We start from the raw sequence: 17,753 nt of genomic DNA, 5'->3' as shown, positions 1-17,753 counted from the left end.
TGTTCCACGTGGAACATTTTGTTTATCTTCCAAGAAAGACTAAAAGCACATTTATGTCAGATGGTGATACTCCAGAAATTCTACTTGCCTGCCCAATTGTTCTTGGCAATATTTTTGTTAATTTTTGCCTTGCCTCGGTTGATAAAGAATATATTCTATTGTAATCAAAATTCTCTGATATTTCAATATGTTCAAGTCTTTTTAGTTTATCGGCAATTTTTCTTTCTCTATCAATATATCCTGAATACTTCATTAATATTTCCGCAGCTTCAATATATTCATTAGAGTTGGATTTCAATTTTGTTATCATTTCTTGAATAGGAGAAATAACACTTGCAATATCTAAAATTGAAACCTGAGGCCGCAAAATAATATTACTTAATTTTACTTTTTGTTTAATTTCAGAAGTTTTTAATTCCTTCAATTTTTTATTTATTTCTTCAGGTTTTACACTGAATGAATTAAAAATCGCAATTATTTCATTTATTGATTTAGTTTTCTTTTCTAAAATATCATACCTCTTTTCAGTTGCTAAGCCTAATTTATAAGATTTTTCGGTAAGCCTAATATCAGCGTTGTCTTGCCTCAAAAGAATTCTATACTCTGCTCTTGAAGTGAACATTCTGTATGGTTCATCAACTCCTTTCGTAACTAAATCGTCTATAAGGACACCTATGTAGGCTTCGTCTCTTTTCAAAACAAATTCCTTTTTTTCATTTATCAACAAATGAGCATTTATGCCGGCCATCAATCCCTGAGCTCCCGCTTCTTCATATCCAGTAGTACCATTAATTTGACCTGCAAAAAACAAATTAGAAATGAATTTACTTTCTAATGTACTTTTTAGTTGAGTTGGTGAAAAATAATCGTATTCAATTGCATAACCAGGACGAAATATTTTAGCATTCTCTAATCCATAAATTTTATTAATTGCTTTTATTTGAATATCCCAGGCCAATGAAGATGAAAATCCATTTATATAGTATTCAATCGTTTTTCGTCCTTCCGGTTCTAAAAACAACTGATGTTTATTTCTATCAGCAAAAGTAACAATTTTGTCTTCTATGCTAGGGCAATAACGTGGTCCTATCCCTTGTATAGTTCCATTATATAGCGGAGAATCTTCAAACCCTTCTCTTAAAATATCATGAACATTTTCATTGGTATAAGTAATGTAACAGCTCTCTTGCTTAGCAATATTTTTAGTGTCATTCAAAAAAGAAAATTTTGATGGTTCTTCATCACCTTTTTGTTCAAGCATTTTTGAAAAATCTATTGTTCTACCATCAATTCTCGCTGGAGTTCCGGTTTTCATTTTACCTGATTCAATCCCATATTCCGCCAATTGTTCACTAATTCCGATAGATGAATTTTCTGAATCTCTTCCACCAATAACTCTATTTTTCCCAATATGCATCAATCCATTCAAAAATGTTCCGTTAGTAAGTATTACAGCTTTTGAATAAAACTTTACACCTTGTCGAGTTTTAACTCCAGAAATTGTATTGTTATCAAAAATCAAACTATCAACCATATCTTGCCAAAAATCGATATTCCGAATCCCTTCTAATTCAATTCTCCATTTTTTAGAAAATTCGTGCCTATCACTTTGAGCTCTTGGACTCCACATTGCAGGACCTTTCGATTTATTTAGCATACGGAATTGTATCATAGTATCGTCAGTTACAATTCCTGTATATCCACCAAGGGCATCTATCTCTCTAACTATCTGTCCTTTAGCTATTCCACCAATAGCAGGATTACAAGACATTTGAGCAATTTTGCTTAAATCCATGGTTATCAACAATACTTTGGAACCTAAATTTGCACTTGCTGCAGCTGCTTCACAACCAGCATGTCCAGCTCCTACAACTATAATATCATACTTTAACAACATCTAAATATTTAATTCTTGCATAAAATAATTTTACTCGTAACAACTTAATTATCAAACAATTTATAATATATTTTCAAACAAACAAAAGCGTCAATTGCTGCATATTGTTGTTGCTTTTTGGTCAGAATAGTGTTTTCCCAATTAGACAATTGTGCAGATTTAGAAATTTTATAATCTAAAACTATAGCACTCAACTTTTTAAGGCTTAAAGCTTCTATTCCAAAATTGCAAGCAATATTTTGTATATCTAAAAAAGAATCAGAATTTATATAACAATTTTTTGATGAACCATTGTTCAATTTACAGACTTCTAATAATCCTTTCAAATCATCTTTTAATCCGATCCCTACTTTCAGTATTTTTGGATCTGCCAATATTTGTAAAAGCGAATTTGGAAAACCAATTTTGTTAATTCTAATCAAATATGCCTTTTTATCATTTGCCAACTGAATTAAAGAAATATGATTTCTGTTTTTTATCCCCTTTTTGAAATTTGGTTTAGTTTCGGTATCAAAACCAAGAATTTTGCATTTTTTTAATTCTTGCAGAGATTTTGATAATTTTTCATTATTATCAATTACATCTATTTGTCCCTCAAATTTTAATATTTCCAATTTATCTATTTCGCTATTTGAAATATTGCTTAAATACACTTTTTTCAGTTTTTTTAAAATTATATTTTGTTCTGCTTTTTTGAAATTTCAAGCATTTTAATAATTGGTCTAACAGCTTTTTTTCTAAGCTCTTCGTCAAGTGTAACTTCCGGAATTTCGTATTTCAAGCATGTATATAATTTTTCTATTGTATGTAATCTCATATATTTACAATCGTTGCAAGCACAAGTAGAATCGTTTGGAGGAGCCGGAATAAAATTTTTGTTTGGTCTGCTTTTCTGCATTTGATGAAGAATACCAGATTCTGTAACCACTATAAATGTATCGCAATCATCATTTTCAATAAATTTTAATAATCCTGAAGTTGAACCTATATAATCGGCAACAATCAATATTTGCTTTTGACATTCAGGATGAGCAATTATTTTAGCATTTGGATATTCTTGTTTAATATCCAAAATTTTCTCAAGCGAGAATTCTTCATGTACGTGGCATGCTCCATCCCAAAGTTTCATATTTCGTCCTGTAATACTATTCAAATAATTACCAAGATTTCTATCTGGTGCAAAAATTATTTTTTCATCCAAAGGAAAACTATCAATTATGAGTTTTGCATTTGTAGAAGTGCAAACAACATCTGTCAATGCTTTTATTTCAGATGTTGTATTTACATATGAAACTACTTTATACTCAGGAAATTTTTCTTTAAATTCCTTAAATTCTTTTGGTGGACAAGAATCGGCTAATGAACAACCCGCTTTAGAATCCGGGATTAAAACCATTTTTTCAGGTGAAAGACTTTTTGCAGTTTCAGCCATGAAATGAACGCCGGCGAAAACAATTATATCTGCATAGGTTTCTGCAGCTTTTTGTGAAAGTGCAAGACTATCTCCAACAAAGTCTGCAATGTCTTGAATTTCAGGGATTTGATAATAATGAGCCAAAATTACAGCATTTTTCTCCTCTTTCATTTTTTTTATCTCGGAGACTAAATTCAGACTTTTATCTATATCAATTTCCAAAAACCCTTTTTTTTGAATTTCGACTTTATTAACATTCATAATATTTAATTAATTTAAAATTTTAAAAATATATAAAACTACTAATACTATTATACTGTTAGTACTGTTAATATTTTTGTTGCAAAAATATTGTTTTTTATTTTATTAAGAATTTGAAACATGATGTTAACAAATTGTCATTTTGTATATATTTGAATTAGAATTATATATCGTAGTTTTTAACACCTTGTTAGTATAAAACTTGTAATATCTTTTTTGAAATTTTTGTTGCATTAAATGTGTAAATGATGTGTGAAAATTATTTTAAGTTTTAATAAATAAATTTGGTTCAAAATATTTAATTAATAAACAAAATTGAAATATTAATATCAAAATTTATTTTTCATTTTATTTATAAAAGTAATTAACAAGATTTGAAACAAATTGTTAATAAATAGTTTATTCTTATAATTCATTTATTTATAGAATTATATGTTAATATTTTATTTTTGCAAAATTAATAAATACTCCAATTTCCTTTCAAATAATATTTATATAGAACAGGATTATGTATTTTGTTTATTTCTATAGAATCAATAGAATTTGAGAAAATATCTTTTCCAAACGATGTCATTAGTTTCATTGCTTCTTTGTTTAGCCATTTTGTTTCAACATCTTCAAAACTAATATTTTGCAAATGATTTTTTATATTATTATCTGATTCTATTTTTTGTCCAATTATCCAGCCCCATTCTCCGAGAGTTAATATTTGATTGTGAATAGGAACAGTAGAAAATCCAGAATATTGAAGAGTTTTTTCAATGCATTTATAAGCTTTAGTTGCATAATATGGGCTTCCGGCTTGTGTTACAATAACACCATTAGGACGAAGATATTTATAGCATTTTTTATAAAATTCAAATGTATAAAGTCTGTTTAGTTCAACAGTTCTTGGGTCTGGTAGGTCAATAATTATTATGTCGAAAAATTCGGTATTATTTTCTAAAAAATTGTAAGCATCATTGTTCAAAACCTGAACTTTTGGGCTGTGTAAAGAAGAATCGTTTGCCTTAAGTAAAACATGATGATTTAATGAAAGTTCCGTCATAGATGGATCTAAATCTACCAATTTTATGTTTTTTACAGAATTATATTTTAGGACTTCTCTTACAGCACAACCATCGCCACCTCCAAGAATTAAAACATGGCTTGGCTCAACTAAAAGTTTCATAGCAGGATGAACCAATGGTTCGTGATACATTACTTCATCAAGAGTGCAAAATTGTTGATTTCCATTTAGAAATAACCAATAATTATCTTGCCATTGTGTAATTACAATTTTTTGATATTTCGATTGTTCGGAATAAACTACTTTGTCTTTATATTTTACCTGTTCTCCCCATAAAATTACAGGTTGCGAGAAATATATTCCAATAACTATCAATAAACCAATAGAAATTGCAAGAAAATTTATTAGTATTTTTTTCTGAATTTGCTTCCAAAGCAAAAAATAAAGTAAGAGGGCAACTGTGAAATTTACAATTCCAAGAACAAAAGGAGTATAAGTTAGCCCAAGATATGGTAAGCCAAAAAATGCAAAAAACAATCCTCCTACTAATGCACCATAATAGTCTTTTTCCATTACTGAAGAAACATTGATGCGTAGGGTTTCAAATTCATCGTTTAATCTAACTACGATTGGGATTTCCATACCTATCAAAATACCTATACTTATACTTAAAGTATAAATTATAAGTCCTGTATAAATAGAAAATGCTGAGGCAGAATAGACAAAAAGTGATGAAAATGATACTAAAACTGATAATAGAAATTCGATATATAAAAAACTTCTTAACAAATTAGTTTTAAAGTACTTAGAAATACGACTTCCTAATCCCATAGAAAATAGCATTATAGAAACTATCATTGTCCATTGAAAAACAGAATCTCCAAGAAAATAAGTTGCCAAGGTTGACAAAATATACTCTGCAACAATTCCAGACAAACCGGTTGCAAAAAGAGAAAATTTGAGAATATTTGATTTTAATTTCAAAATTTGATTTTAATGGAAAAATAAATATGCGATAATAATTGCTGCAATTATTCCTGTAAAATCTGCAATCAAACCACAAGTAATTGCATATCTGGTTTTTTTTATCCCGACAGAACCGAAATAAACTGCAATAATATAAAATGTTGTGTCGGTTGCTCCTTGAACTGTTGATGCTACTCTACCAACGAATGAATCTGCTCCGTATGTGTTCATTGCATCAACCATCATTCCACGTGCTCCGCTGCCGCTAAGAGGTTTCATAAGAGCGGTTGGCAGAGCAGCAATAAAATCGGTATTAATTCCAAAAAAACTAAAAACTGCGGAAACTCCATCAATAAAAATATTCATTGCTCCCGAAGCTCTAAAAACTCCTATTGCCACTAAAATTGCTATTAAATATGGAATAATTGTTACAGCAATTTTGAATCCGTCTTTCGCTCCCTCAATAAATGTTTCGTAAACATTCACTCTTTTCCGGAATGCCAGAAATATGAAAATCATAATTATTGAGAATAAAAAAACATTACTGACGACCGATGAAATTTCAGTAATTTTTTCCTTAGGTAAATTTGAAAAATAGTAAATAATACCAGCAATTATACTCGTAAGAATTCCGAGATAAAGTAAAATTGTTTTGTTGAAAAGATTTATTTTCTGATAAATAGAAACGCTAATTAAGCCGGCAAGAGTAGAAAAATATGTAGCAAGCAGAATAGGTATAAAAATATCTGAGGGATCTACAGCTCCAAGTTGGGTTCTGTAAACCATTATACTTATAGGGATCAAGGTTAAACCAGAGGTATTGAGAACCAAAAACATAATTTGAGCATTCGAAGCTGTATCTTTATTAGGATTTATTTCCTGCATTTCTTTCATGGCTTTTAAGCCAATAGGAGTTGCAGCATTGTCGAGACCGAGCATGTTAGCTGCAATATTCATCATAATCGAACCAGTTGCAGGATGATTTTTTGGAATTTCAGGAAACAATTTTTGAAAAAATGGTCCGATAACCTTCGAGAATATTTTTACGATTCCTCCTTTTTCTCCAAGTTTCATTAGCCCAAGCCATAATGATAATACACCGGTAAGAAATAATGATATTTCGAATCCGGTTTTTGCCATATCGAAAGTACTGCTTACCATTTCCGGAAATACATTTACATCTCCAAAAAATATAAGTTTTATCAAGCCAGTAATAAATGCTACTACAAAAAAGAATATCCAGATATAATTTAGTGCCATTTTAGAACTACAACAGAAAAACCAATTTTTAACTTTGCTTATTGCAATAAAAAATGTAAAAATACTCTAATTTAAACAGTATTTCTATATTCATAAAAATATATATTTTTGCCAAATAAATTGAAATTGATAATAAAATCAAAATATTTCATGGTAGAAAATCATAGTATTTGCGTATATTGTAAAAGCCAGAATTCTGAAAAACTTTATAGCACAAAAGACATATTTGAAGATACATTTCATATTCATAAATGTAGAAAATGCAAAGCATATTTTTTGTCGCCACAACCTACCAACGAACAGTTGGCAAGAGCTTATGACGATTCGTACTATGGCGAAAAGGACGAAAAATTCGAATCGTCTTCGGTAGAAAATGTATTAGATTTTTTTAGAAAAAAACGGGCTAAAAAATTGAGCAAATATTTGAAAGAGGGAGCAAATGTTTTAGACATTGGTTGCGGAAATGGTAGATTTTTGTTGTATTTGCAGAAATATGGAAAATATAGGCTCAATGGTACCGAATTAGATGGCAACTCTGCAAAGCGTGCAGCCAAACATTCCGAAATTAATTTGAAAATTGGCTTTTTGGAAAAATCAGATTTCGATAAAAATAGTTTAGATGCGGTTACATTATTTCATGTTTTCGAACATTTATCGAATCCAAAAGAAACTTTAGAAACTATTTCTGAATTATTAAAAAAGGATGGAATTCTTCTGATTTCTTTCCCAAATATCGACAGCTACCAAAGTAGAAAATTTAAGGGAGATTGGCTGCATTTAGATCCTCCACGACATTTGTTGTTTTTCGAACCAACAGATTTCATCAAGCTTTTAAAAGAATATGGTTTCGAAATAGTAAGCGAAAATTATCTATCGTCGGAGCAAAATCCATATGGAATGACTCAAAGTTTATTAAACAAATTTCTGAAAAAGCGAGAGGTTTTGTTCGAGCTTTTAAAAGGAAATACCGATTATGCAAAAGAATATTCAAAATTCAGTATTTTAATGCAAAAACTATTTTTTGCTGTAAGCTTTCCGGTTTTTATTGTAACAGATATTTTTATGAGTTGGATGAAAAAAGGAGCTACTGTTGAATTTACTTTTAGGAAAATTGATTGAAATTTTTGATATTGAATTTCAGTATTTGTAGAAAATAATAAAAATGAAAAAAGCAAAAAAGCAATTAAAAAAACCTTCGCAGCTAAAGAAAACTCGAACCAAACAAAATTATAAACATTTTATAATTGTTGCAATTATTGTAATTATTTCAGCAATAGTTTTTTATCCTTCATTAAAAAATGGATTTACAAACTGGGACGACCCAAGATATGTTACCGAAAGCGAAATAATTCAGGATTTGTCGTTCGAAAATATTATAAAGATTTTTAGCGAGCCCTACTTTATGAATTATCATCCATTAACAATTTTGTCGTATGCCCTGGAATACAACTACGATAAAATTAATCCAAAAGTCTATCATACAACAAATTATATATTTCATTTATTAAATATCGTACTAGTTTTTATTTTGTTTTATTTCATATCAAAACGAAATTTAATAATACCATCAACCGTAGCTTTTTTGTTTGCACTTCACCCAATGCACGTCGAGAGTGTTGCCTGGGTTGCCGAACGAAAAGATGTACTTTATGCACTCTTTTTTCTGGGCTCGTTAATCACTTATGTGAAATTTATTGAAAACAAAAATACAAAATGGTATATTTTCACAATAGTTTTGTTCATATTATCATTATTATCGAAACCAATGGCCGTAACATTGCCGGTTGTTTTAGTTCTTCTCGATTATTTTTATAAAAGAAAATTCAATACAAAATTAGTTTTAGAAAAAGTTCCATTTTTCGTTTTAGCATTATTATTCGGAATAATTGCGATAATAATTCAGGAAGGTGCTATCGCAAAAGAAGGAGCCGTTTCGTATGTAGAAAAATTCCTAGTTGGGTTTTATGGTTTGAATATTTATATATATCGAATTTTTGTACCAACAGAACTATCCACATTTTATCCATATCCCCGCTACGATGAAATTGGTGGCTATCTACCCACTATTTTTTATTTGGCACCTATTATATCATTAATTGTAGTTTCCTTGTTAGGACTCATTGTATTTAAGTCGAAAAAATATGCTCGGGTAATTATTTTTGGATTTTTGTTTTATGCCGCAACAATTTCAATTGTATTACAATTTCTATCTGTAGGAAAGGCACTTATAGCCGACAGATATACATATATTCCATATTTAGGTATATTTTTTATAATTGCTTATGCTGCAAACGATTTTGCTACTGGCAAAAAAGCTAAAGTGATGAAATCAATTTTAGTATTAATTGGTATTATATATGCAGTTTTTATTATTGCCCTGACACACCAAAGAATTAAAGTTTGGGAAAACAGCGAAACATTATGGACCGATGTTTTGAAAAATTATCCCGATGCAGATATGGCATATAGAAATCGTGGAAATTATTATGGTAAAACCGACAGGCCAGATCTTGCAATGAAAGATTACCAGGTTTTAATGACAAACAATCAGATGGACGACGAAACATGGGGAAATCTGGGAAATATTTATCGAATGCAGGAAAAATACGAAGATGCTTTCGAGTGTTACGATAAGGCTGTGAAAATGGGCCCTCATGAAATCAACGCTCACATAAACAGAGGAATTATAAATTCGATTTTAAAAAAATATGACGATGCTTTTGTCGATTTTGAAAATGCTTTGGAGCGAGGAGCTCGTATCGATAAAGTTGCTGGAAATCGTGCATTTGCATATTTATATAGTGGTGAATTCGATAAGGCAATTACCGATTTCGATATTATGATAAGAGTAAATCCGAATGATATAAATTTATACTTGAACAAAGGATTTGCATATTTTCAAAAAAACGAATTTGACGAAGCCAATAAAAATTTTGAAATTGTTTTAAAGCTAAACCCGAAACATGCTGGGGCATATTATAATATGTCGGTGTGCAATTTGCGATTGAAAAACTATGAAAAAGCGTTAGATCAGGCACTTCAATCAAGAAAACTTGGTAGAAAAATTGAGGATAGTTATATTAATCAGATTCAAGATTTAGTTAAATCAAAATAATAGTTCTAAAATTATTTGAGCCAGTTTTCAAAATTATTTGAATTTATCACTTCAAATGTTGCTTCCGGATATGCACTTTTCCATTGCTATGGAGTTTTAACCTTTGTTTCATTCCATTTAAATTCATAGCCAAATAATTGCCCATCACGCTCTTCAACCCAATCAATTTCTTGTTGATCGTATGTAAGCCAAAAATAATTATTTGAAGAAATCCTGTTATTGTTTTGGAATTTTATTCTTTCGATAATCATATAGTTTTCCCACAATTGACCAATATCATTTCTCGAAACAATTGAGTTAAAATTTGCAATCACAGCATTTCTTATTCCATTGTCTAAAAAATACCATCTCGAATATTTTGTAATTTCTTTTCGAAGATTGCGACTATATCCTTCAACTTTATGAAGAATAAAAACTTTGCTCAACAAATCTAAATATTTTTCGACAGTATTTTTACTTATTCCAAGTTGTTTCCCTATTTCTTGCATAGAAACTTCTCCCCCAATCTGAAATGCAATCAATCGTAACAAATTAAATATTTTTTGTGAATTTTTTATGTTCTCATAAACTAAAATGTCTTTCAACAGATAGCTACTCACCATTTCGTTCAAATAATCTTTCTTTTCTTCTCTATAAGGAATATGCAAAAGTTCGGGATAGTTTCCAAAAACGAGCCTTTCTTTTGTTTTATCAATTTTAGAAATATTACTTTCCGTTTGATTGTATTCTGCTTCAGAAAGTGCATAGAGATGGAACGAATATTTTCTGCCGGTAAGTGGTTCACCCACATCTTTGTTTATGTCGAACGAAGATGAACCGGATACAATAATTTTTAAACCATCAATTTCATCAATCATTAATTTTAGTTTCTGACAAATATCCGGTATTTTTTGTGCTTCATCTATATACAAAAGTTTATGCGAGCCTAAAATTTGTTTGTAATTTTCTACAGTTCAAACGGAAAGTTTGTCGTGTACATTAATATCTTCTCCATTAAGGATTAAAACCCGCTCGTTTATTTGTGATAATATATTTTTATTAAAACTGTTTTTCCCACCCTACGTGCACCCAAAACTATTGTTTGCTTGTATTTTTTTCATTATATTTTGCGAAGATTTTCTTACTAAATATTTCATAATGCCGTCATTTATAAAAATATTATTTTGAGCCTAAAATCCGCAAGGGTATATATTAGTGCTAATAAATCAGAAAAATAGACATTTTATCACAACTCAATAAAGTGAATAAAAATTAGTGAAATTTGCGTAATTCGTGGATAAGAAGAATCTGCTTGCAGATTTATGGTTGAGTAAAGCCATTAACTATACAATTGCTTAAAAACATCCTCAACCTTCCCAACAAAAATAGTTTGGATTTTGTATTTAGCGGATGCGATGTTTTTTTCATTGTATTTTGAAATAAATATTTTTTTGAATCCCAATTTTTCTGCTTCAGCAATTCTTTGATCAATTCGGCTTACTGGCCTAATTTCGCCGGTTAAACCAATTTCGGCGGCAAAACAAATATCTTTTTCGATAGGAATATCGAGGTTCGATGACATAATTGCAACAATCACAGCCAAATCGTTTGCCGGATCATTTACTTTTAGTCCACCGGCAATATTCAAAAACACGTCTTTTGACGAAAGTCTGAATCCTGCCCTTTTTTCGAGAACAGCAAGTAGCATATTTAGTCTTCGCAAATCGAAACCGGTAGAAGAACGTTGAGGTGTACCATAGGCTGCCGTACTCACCAATGCCTGAATTTCAATTAGAAAAGGTCTGATTCCCTCAATTGAAGAAGCTATAGCTGTTCCGCTAAGTTTTTCGGAATTTTGCGAAAGCAGCATTTCCGAAGGATTAGATACTTCTCGCAAACCAGAATTTTGCATCTCAAAAATCCCTAATTCAGAAGTAGAGCCAAATCGGTTTTTCGTGGCTCGCAGAATTCTGTACAGATTGTTATGGTCGCCTTCAAATTGCAAAACAGTATCGACAATATGCTCTAAAACTTTTGGTCCGGCAATGGCTCCATCTTTAGTAATATGCCCAACGAGCAAAACCGGAGTATTAGATTTTTTTGCAAATTCGAGAATTTCGGCCGTGCATTCACGAATTTGAGAAACACTGCCAGGCGAAGATTCGAGTTTGCTCGAGTATATTGTTTGAATAGAATCTACTATAATTATTTGAGGTTCAAGATTTTGTATATGAGAGAAAATATTATCTAAAAATGTTTCGGCAAGGATAAAACAATTCTCATTCGGGATATTCAATCTATCAGCACGAAGTTTTATTTGATTCGGGCTTTCTTCGCCAGAAACGTAGAGTATTTTATGTTCTTTCATGCTCAACGCAAGTTGGAGGACCAAAGTAGATTTCCCAATTCCGGGTTCTCCTCCAATCAAAACCAAAGAACCGGAGACGAGACCTCCTCCCAAAATTAAATTTAGTTCGTTTATTTTGGTATCAATTCTTTCTTCGCCCAAAGAGCTAATATTTGAAATTAATTCTGGTTTTGTCTTTGTATTTTTCGAATTCGATTGCGTTTTTTCTTTTATAACTTTTTCTTCAATAAATGTATTCCACTCGTTGCACGATGGACATTTCCCAACCCATTTTAGAGATTCTACTCCACAATTTTGACAGAAAAAGGAGGTTTTTTGTTTTTTCATTTAAAATTATTTTTCAGCAAAATTACAAAAATTTGTTAGCAGACGACTTTGTAGAATATACCTGATTTTATTTATGTTGATTTTATTTTTATCAAAGCATTCACTATAATTTTTTAGTTTTGTATGAAAAGAATTTCAAAAATAATGAAAAATAAAATTGTTTTAATAGGTGCCGGGAATCTCGCAAGCCAGCTTTCGCTGAGACTTCAGGAAGCAGCTTACGAAATTGTGCAGGTTGTTAGCCGAAGCGAAATGTCGGCAAAAACTTTGGCAGAAAAATTAGAAACAAATTTCACCACCGAAATTGAAAAAATTGATAATTCGGCCGACTTGTATTTTTTTGCAGTTGCTGACGATGCTATAGCCACAATTTTAGAGAAATTGCCTTTTAAAAATAAAATCTTGGTGCATACTGCCGGAAGTGTCGGAATTGATATTTTCAACGGGTTTGCAAATGATTATGGAGTTTTTTATCCGCTACAGACTTTTGCTAAAAACAAAAGACCGAATTTTGGGGAAATACCAATTTGTATTGAAGCAAATTCCACAGAAATCAAAAACTTGCTGTGGGATATTGCAAGCAAAATTTCAGAAAATGTAAAATATATTTCTTCGGAAGAAAGAAAAAAAATACACCTTGCAGCAGTTTTTGTATGCAATTTTGCGAATCATATGTTTGTAGTTTCCGAAAGCATTCTGAATTGCAGCAACTTAAATTTCGATATTTTGAAACCACTTATTCGCGAAACTGTTTCGAAAATTGAAAACGAAAGTCCGACTAAAATGCAGACAGGTCCGGCTTTTAGAGGTGATGAAAAAACTATAAATAGTCATCTTCAAATTCTTAAAAAATTTCCTGAGTATTACGAAACATACAAGTTTTTGTCAGAAAAAATTATAAATCAAAAAAATGGAATTTAAAAACGTAAAAGCATTAGTATTTGATGTAGATGGAGTTTTCTCGACCAACAATGTTTATCTTCACCCAAGTGGCGAAATGATGAGAACAATGAGTGTGAAAGATGGATTTGCCTTGAAATATGCATCGGAACAAGGATTTCCAATTGCTATAATCACCGGCGGATTTTCAGAATCGGTGAGGATTAGATTTAATAATCTTGGAATAAATGATGTTTACATCAAGTCTGAAAACAAGATGGACGATTATGAAGATTTCAAACACAAATATAGTTTGAAAGACAGCGAAATATTATATATGGGCGACGATATTCCCGATTTGGAAGTAATGAAAACTGTAGGTTTTGCAGTTTGCCCTGCCGATGCGGTAGCAGAAATAAAGGCTGTGTCAAAATACATTTCGCAGAAAGAGGGAGGCAATGCTTGCGTTAGAGAAGTTTTAGAAATGGTTTTGAAAGAGCAGGGAAAATGGGTAAAAACTGTTTAGTTTATCATTTCATCCAGTATATTGCAAATAGATTTGCATAACTCTTTTCTCGAAAACTGGTCTATAGCTTTACTTTCTGATTTAAGATTGTTTTTTAAATACAGTTTGTAGAAATGCAAGATGCTCTTTCTGGTTTTTTCAAAATCTTCATAATCACATAAAATTCCAGAATTAGTCTCTTCAAGGATTTTGGCTACTTCCCCATCTTCGGGTCCAATACACAATATTGGACGTTTGGCCGAAAGATATTCGAAAAATTTTCCGGTAAGTATCATTTTTGCATTTGGGGTTTTGTTCACAACGAGCAAAAGTACCTGCGACTGTTGCTGAACTTTTCCTACTTCCTGATGTGGCAGATAATCTATTCTGTTTAAAAAATCGAATAAATTATATTTCTTTAAATCTTCGATAATCGAAAAATCGACTTTGCCAACAAGTTTAATCTCTAAATGCGATTTCGAAATCAGATTTTCGCTAACAAGCGACTCAAGTGCTTTCCATAATATTTCTGGATTGCGGGTTCTAACCATAGAACCTATATGCGAAATTGAGAACTTTTTGTCCGGTAGTTCCGGTATTTTCGATACATCGTCAAAATCGAAACCATTGGTAACTACATTGTAATTCCTGTTGTGTAGAAAGTTCATATCTTGAGCCATATAATTGCTAATTACAACTATACGGTTTGCATTTTTCAAAACTTTTTGCTCAAGCCGGTGATGTTTTCTGTCTGCCCATTTCGTAAGTTTAAGGTCTTTATAGAAATCGATATTTGTCCATGGATCGCGAAAATCGGCAAGCCAGGGAATGTTAAACTTCTTTTTTATCTCATTGGCAATCATGTGCATACTATGAGGGGGACCAGTTGAAACAATTGCATCAATATGATTTTTTTGTAAATATTCCGACAAAAACTTCACAGAAGGTTTTATCCAAAACATTCTTGCATCTGGAATAAAAAAATTTCCTCTAATCCAAACTGCAATATTTTCGCTTGTCTTGTTTTTTTTTTCTTCGGAAAGAAAACCGGCGTTTATTTTTTCATCTTTACTTTTCCCAAGAAATTTTTTGTAGGCTGAATAAGGCTCAAATATTTCTTTTGTTAAAATCTCAATATTTTTGGGAACATCTTTCTGCAAAGAATTATCTACAGAGGGATATTCAGGATTTTTGGGTGTATAAATTATTGGTTTCCAGCCGAAATGGCTAAGGTATTTTACAAACTTCAACCAACGCTGAACTCCTGCTCCTCCACTTGGAGGCCAATAGTATGAAATTATTAGGACTTTTTTCATTTGAAGTTTGAAACTGATGCTTCTTCTGATTTCAAATACTTTCTAATCTCAAACAACAAGCCCGCAACAACTGCCAGAAATAAAACCAATGAACTAATCAAGGCAATTTTTTCGCCAATAAAATATGATTTTGGTTCAAACTTGAATTCAATTTTGTGATTTCCTTCAGGAATTTTCATAGCTCGCAAAAGATAATTGCTTCTTATATATTCAGCAGGAGCTTCATCTATGTACACATTCCAACCTTTGTCGTAATATATTTCCGAAAATACTGCAAATTGCTCGCTACTTGTTTTCGATTCATAAACTAAATAGTTTGGCTTATAGTCTGTTAATTTTATAGTAGCGTTTGCATCTAATTCAGGTTTAAAATCTTGAATTTGATTTTTGTAACGAACATCAACAATTGCCATATACGAAGGATTAAAATCGTTCAAAGCAGCCATTTCTTTGTCGGCATTTGCAACAAATTTTATTTGCTGAACAAACCAGGCATTCCCGAGTGCTCCTGGATTTCGTTGAGCAGTAGGCTGTTTTGTTTTTTTATCGGCAACTATAAAGTATTTTGTGTTTAGCATATTCAAAACTGACATATTTTGCTTGCTTATTTGAAACTCAATTAATTCCTGATATTTCTTAAGTTTAGCTCCATGGTAGCCACCAATTGATTTGTGAAAATAAGAACAACTGCCATCGTTAAAAGTATTTACTGCAAGATTAAAAACTCTAAAATTTGGGTCGGTATCTTGAAGAATTGCAACATCTGCCTGGGTTGCTTGATAAGGTGTAGCTACTTTTTTAGGAGATGTAAAATTTGAATGATCTAAATATCGCCAGTCAATCGGTACCATATCAATCATTACTGCTGCAATAATTATTAAATAGATATATTGTGTTTTTAGTTTTTTATTGATAATAACCCAACTAATCAAACCGGCAATTGTTATAAAAAAGAACGAACGCAGAGCATCCATTCTAAGGGCTGATTCTCTGTCGGAACGGAATGCATCAATAAGCCAATCGGGGAGTTGCGAATCGTTGTTTCCGCTGAAATCGAAAAATACCCCCGGAATTACAATGAAAATAAAACTAATTCCTCCTGATATAAAAAATGCCAATTGTATTTTTTTAAACAATTCTTTTTTGTTTTTATGCAGCTCAAACAATTCTTTTATTGCAAAAATTGCAAGAAGCGGAATCGTGAATTCTGCAATTATCAATATCATCGTTACCGAACGAAACTTGTTATAGCCTGGAATATAGTCGAGAAAAAAATTGGTGAAAGCCATAAAATTATGCCCCCATCCAAGAAATAATGATAGAACTGTTGCAGCAAGTATCCACCATTTGTATCTGCCGTTCACAATAAATAATCCTAAAACAAAAAAGAAAAATATGAAAGCTCCAACATAAACCGGACCTGATGTAAATGGTTGATCTCCCCAATACAATGGCATTTGTTTAATTATTTTCTTTGCATTTGGGACATTGTTTTGTTTTAGAAGATTGTAGGTTGCAGATTTTTGGCTTAGCTCTTCGTGAGACGAACCTCCCATAAAATTTGGTATTATAAAAGTTCCGGTTTCGGCAATTCCATAGCTCCAGCCTGTAACATAATCGCGGTCTAATCCTGAGGTTTTATTTTCTTTATCGGAAGTCAATTCAGATTTTCCTCTGGTAGAATATTTTCCATATTCCTGAGTTACAAGCAAATTTGAAATGTTTGGACCCACTGCAAGAAGCGCTGCGGCTACCAATACAAATGTTGCTTTTATAAAATTTGCAATTTGTTTTTCTCTAATCTGAAAAATTAATTCAGAAATACCGTAAATAATAACTGTAAGTAGAAGATAATAAGTTATTTGTAAGTGATTTGTTTGAATTTCGAGAGATAAAAACAATGCCGTAAGAACTCCTCCGAGCAGATATTTTCCTCTGTAGGTATAAATAATGCTACCAATAACTGGTGCAAAATAGCCAATTGCATGAGCTTTTGAATTGTGTCCGGCTTCGATAATTATAAAAAAGTATGAAGAAAATGCAAATGCAAGTGCTCCTACAAAACTTAACCACGGATTTACCCGCAGCAATATTAGCATTATAAAAAAACCTATAAAGTATAAAAAAATATAGTCGGCTGGGCGAGGAAGGTTTAGACGAAAAACAAACCTATCGACGTATTTCACAAGATTTGAAGGGTAAAGTGTAGAGATTTGGAAAGATGGCATTCCTCCGAACATTGAATTTGTCCAAAGGGGCTCTTCACCCGTTTCGTTTCTATGTTCAACAATTTCTTGTGCAGCACCTTGCCAATTTACAATATCGCCTTGTTTCAGCCTTTTTCCTTGCAAAATAGGATTGAAATATATTACTGAAATCAACAGAAATATGATTATCGAAATTAGAAATGGGAGTAGGGGTTTAATTATTGATTTTTTCATTTGAATATCTTATAGT

General features: G+C 31.4%; 12 protein-coding genes and 1 pseudogene. 4 read left to right on the top strand and 9 right to left on the bottom strand.

Annotated features, from left to right (window positions below):
- Positions 1–22: 22 nt before the first annotated feature.
- The 5 genes from mnmG to HN894_04975 all read right to left on the bottom strand — a co-directional run bounded on the left by mnmG (position 23) and on the right by HN894_04975 (position 6,807).
- Positions 23–1,897, bottom strand: coding sequence for a tRNA uridine-5-carboxymethylaminomethyl(34) synthesis enzyme MnmG (gene mnmG / locus HN894_04995; GenBank protein ID MBT7142674.1), 1,875 nt, complete (start codon positions 1,895–1,897; stop codon positions 23–25).
- Between the two features lie 44 nt (positions 1,898–1,941).
- Positions 1,942–2,511 (bottom strand): 3'-5' exonuclease domain-containing protein 2, encoded by a 570-nt coding sequence (locus HN894_04990; GenBank protein ID MBT7142673.1) that lies wholly within the window; start codon positions 2,509–2,511, stop codon positions 1,942–1,944.
- Between the two features lie 59 nt (positions 2,512–2,570).
- The gene (gene nadA, locus HN894_04985) at positions 2,571–3,572 is read right to left on the bottom strand and encodes a quinolinate synthase NadA (protein ID MBT7142672.1); all 1,002 of its coding nucleotides are present in this window, start codon (positions 3,570–3,572) and stop codon (positions 2,571–2,573) included.
- Between the two features lie 457 nt (positions 3,573–4,029).
- A complete protein-coding gene (locus HN894_04980) occupies positions 4,030–5,565 on the bottom strand; it encodes a polyamine aminopropyltransferase (protein MBT7142671.1) in 1,536 nt (511 codons plus the stop codon).
- A gap of 9 nt (positions 5,566–5,574) precedes the next feature.
- Positions 5,575–6,807: a spore maturation protein gene (locus HN894_04975; protein ID MBT7142670.1), complete on the bottom strand. Its 1,233-nt coding sequence runs from the start codon at positions 6,805–6,807 to the stop codon at positions 5,575–5,577.
- A gap of 108 nt (positions 6,808–6,915) precedes the next feature.
- Here HN894_04975 and HN894_04970 point away from each other — a divergent pair, with 108 nt between their 5' ends.
- Positions 6,916–7,926, top strand: a complete 1,011-nt coding sequence (locus HN894_04970) for a class I SAM-dependent methyltransferase (GenBank protein ID MBT7142669.1) — start codon at positions 6,916–6,918, stop codon at positions 7,924–7,926.
- Between the two features lie 43 nt (positions 7,927–7,969).
- A complete protein-coding gene (locus tag HN894_04965) occupies positions 7,970–9,922 on the top strand; it encodes a tetratricopeptide repeat protein (protein ID MBT7142668.1) in 1,953 nt (650 codons plus the stop codon).
- An 11-nt stretch (positions 9,923–9,933) separates the two neighbouring features.
- On the opposite strand, the pseudogene HN894_04960 reads toward HN894_04965, so the two are convergent.
- Both HN894_04960 and radA read right to left on the bottom strand, forming a co-directional pair.
- Positions 9,934–11,058 (bottom strand): annotated as a pseudogene (locus HN894_04960) (ATP-binding protein).
- A 182-nt stretch (positions 11,059–11,240) separates the two neighbouring features.
- The gene (gene radA / locus HN894_04955) at positions 11,241–12,596 is read right to left on the bottom strand and encodes a DNA repair protein RadA (protein ID MBT7142667.1); all 1,356 of its coding nucleotides are present in this window, start codon (positions 12,594–12,596) and stop codon (positions 11,241–11,243) included.
- Positions 12,597–12,740: 144 nt separating this feature from the next.
- Here radA and HN894_04950 point away from each other — a divergent pair, with 144 nt between their 5' ends.
- Both HN894_04950 and HN894_04945 read left to right on the top strand, forming a co-directional pair.
- Positions 12,741–13,517, top strand: coding sequence for a DUF2520 domain-containing protein (locus HN894_04950; protein ID MBT7142666.1), 777 nt, complete (start codon positions 12,741–12,743; stop codon positions 13,515–13,517).
- Positions 13,507–14,001 (top strand): HAD-IIIA family hydrolase, encoded by a 495-nt coding sequence (locus tag HN894_04945; GenBank protein ID MBT7142665.1) that lies wholly within the window; start codon positions 13,507–13,509, stop codon positions 13,999–14,001. The genes HN894_04950 and HN894_04945 overlap by 11 nt, the downstream gene beginning before the upstream one ends.
- Here the strand turns inward: HN894_04945 and HN894_04940 are convergent.
- Complete coding sequence (locus tag HN894_04940; GenBank protein ID MBT7142664.1) at positions 13,998–15,296, bottom strand: glycosyltransferase; 1,299 nt, start codon at positions 15,294–15,296, stop codon at positions 13,998–14,000. The two genes, HN894_04945 and HN894_04940, sit on opposite strands and share 4 nt — an antisense overlap.
- Positions 15,293–17,737 (bottom strand): YfhO family protein, encoded by a 2,445-nt coding sequence (locus HN894_04935; protein MBT7142663.1) that lies wholly within the window; start codon positions 17,735–17,737, stop codon positions 15,293–15,295. Before HN894_04935 ends, HN894_04940 begins: the two co-directional genes overlap by 4 nt.
- Positions 17,738–17,753 lie beyond the last annotated feature (16 nt).

The sequence above is a fragment of the Bacteroidota bacterium genome (assembly GCA_018692315.1).
Taxonomy (GTDB): Bacteria; Bacteroidota; Bacteroidia; order Bacteroidales; family JABHKC01; genus JABHKC01.
Note: the sequence above shows the minus strand (reverse complement) of the source record. Positions and strands in the feature narration are given on the sequence as shown.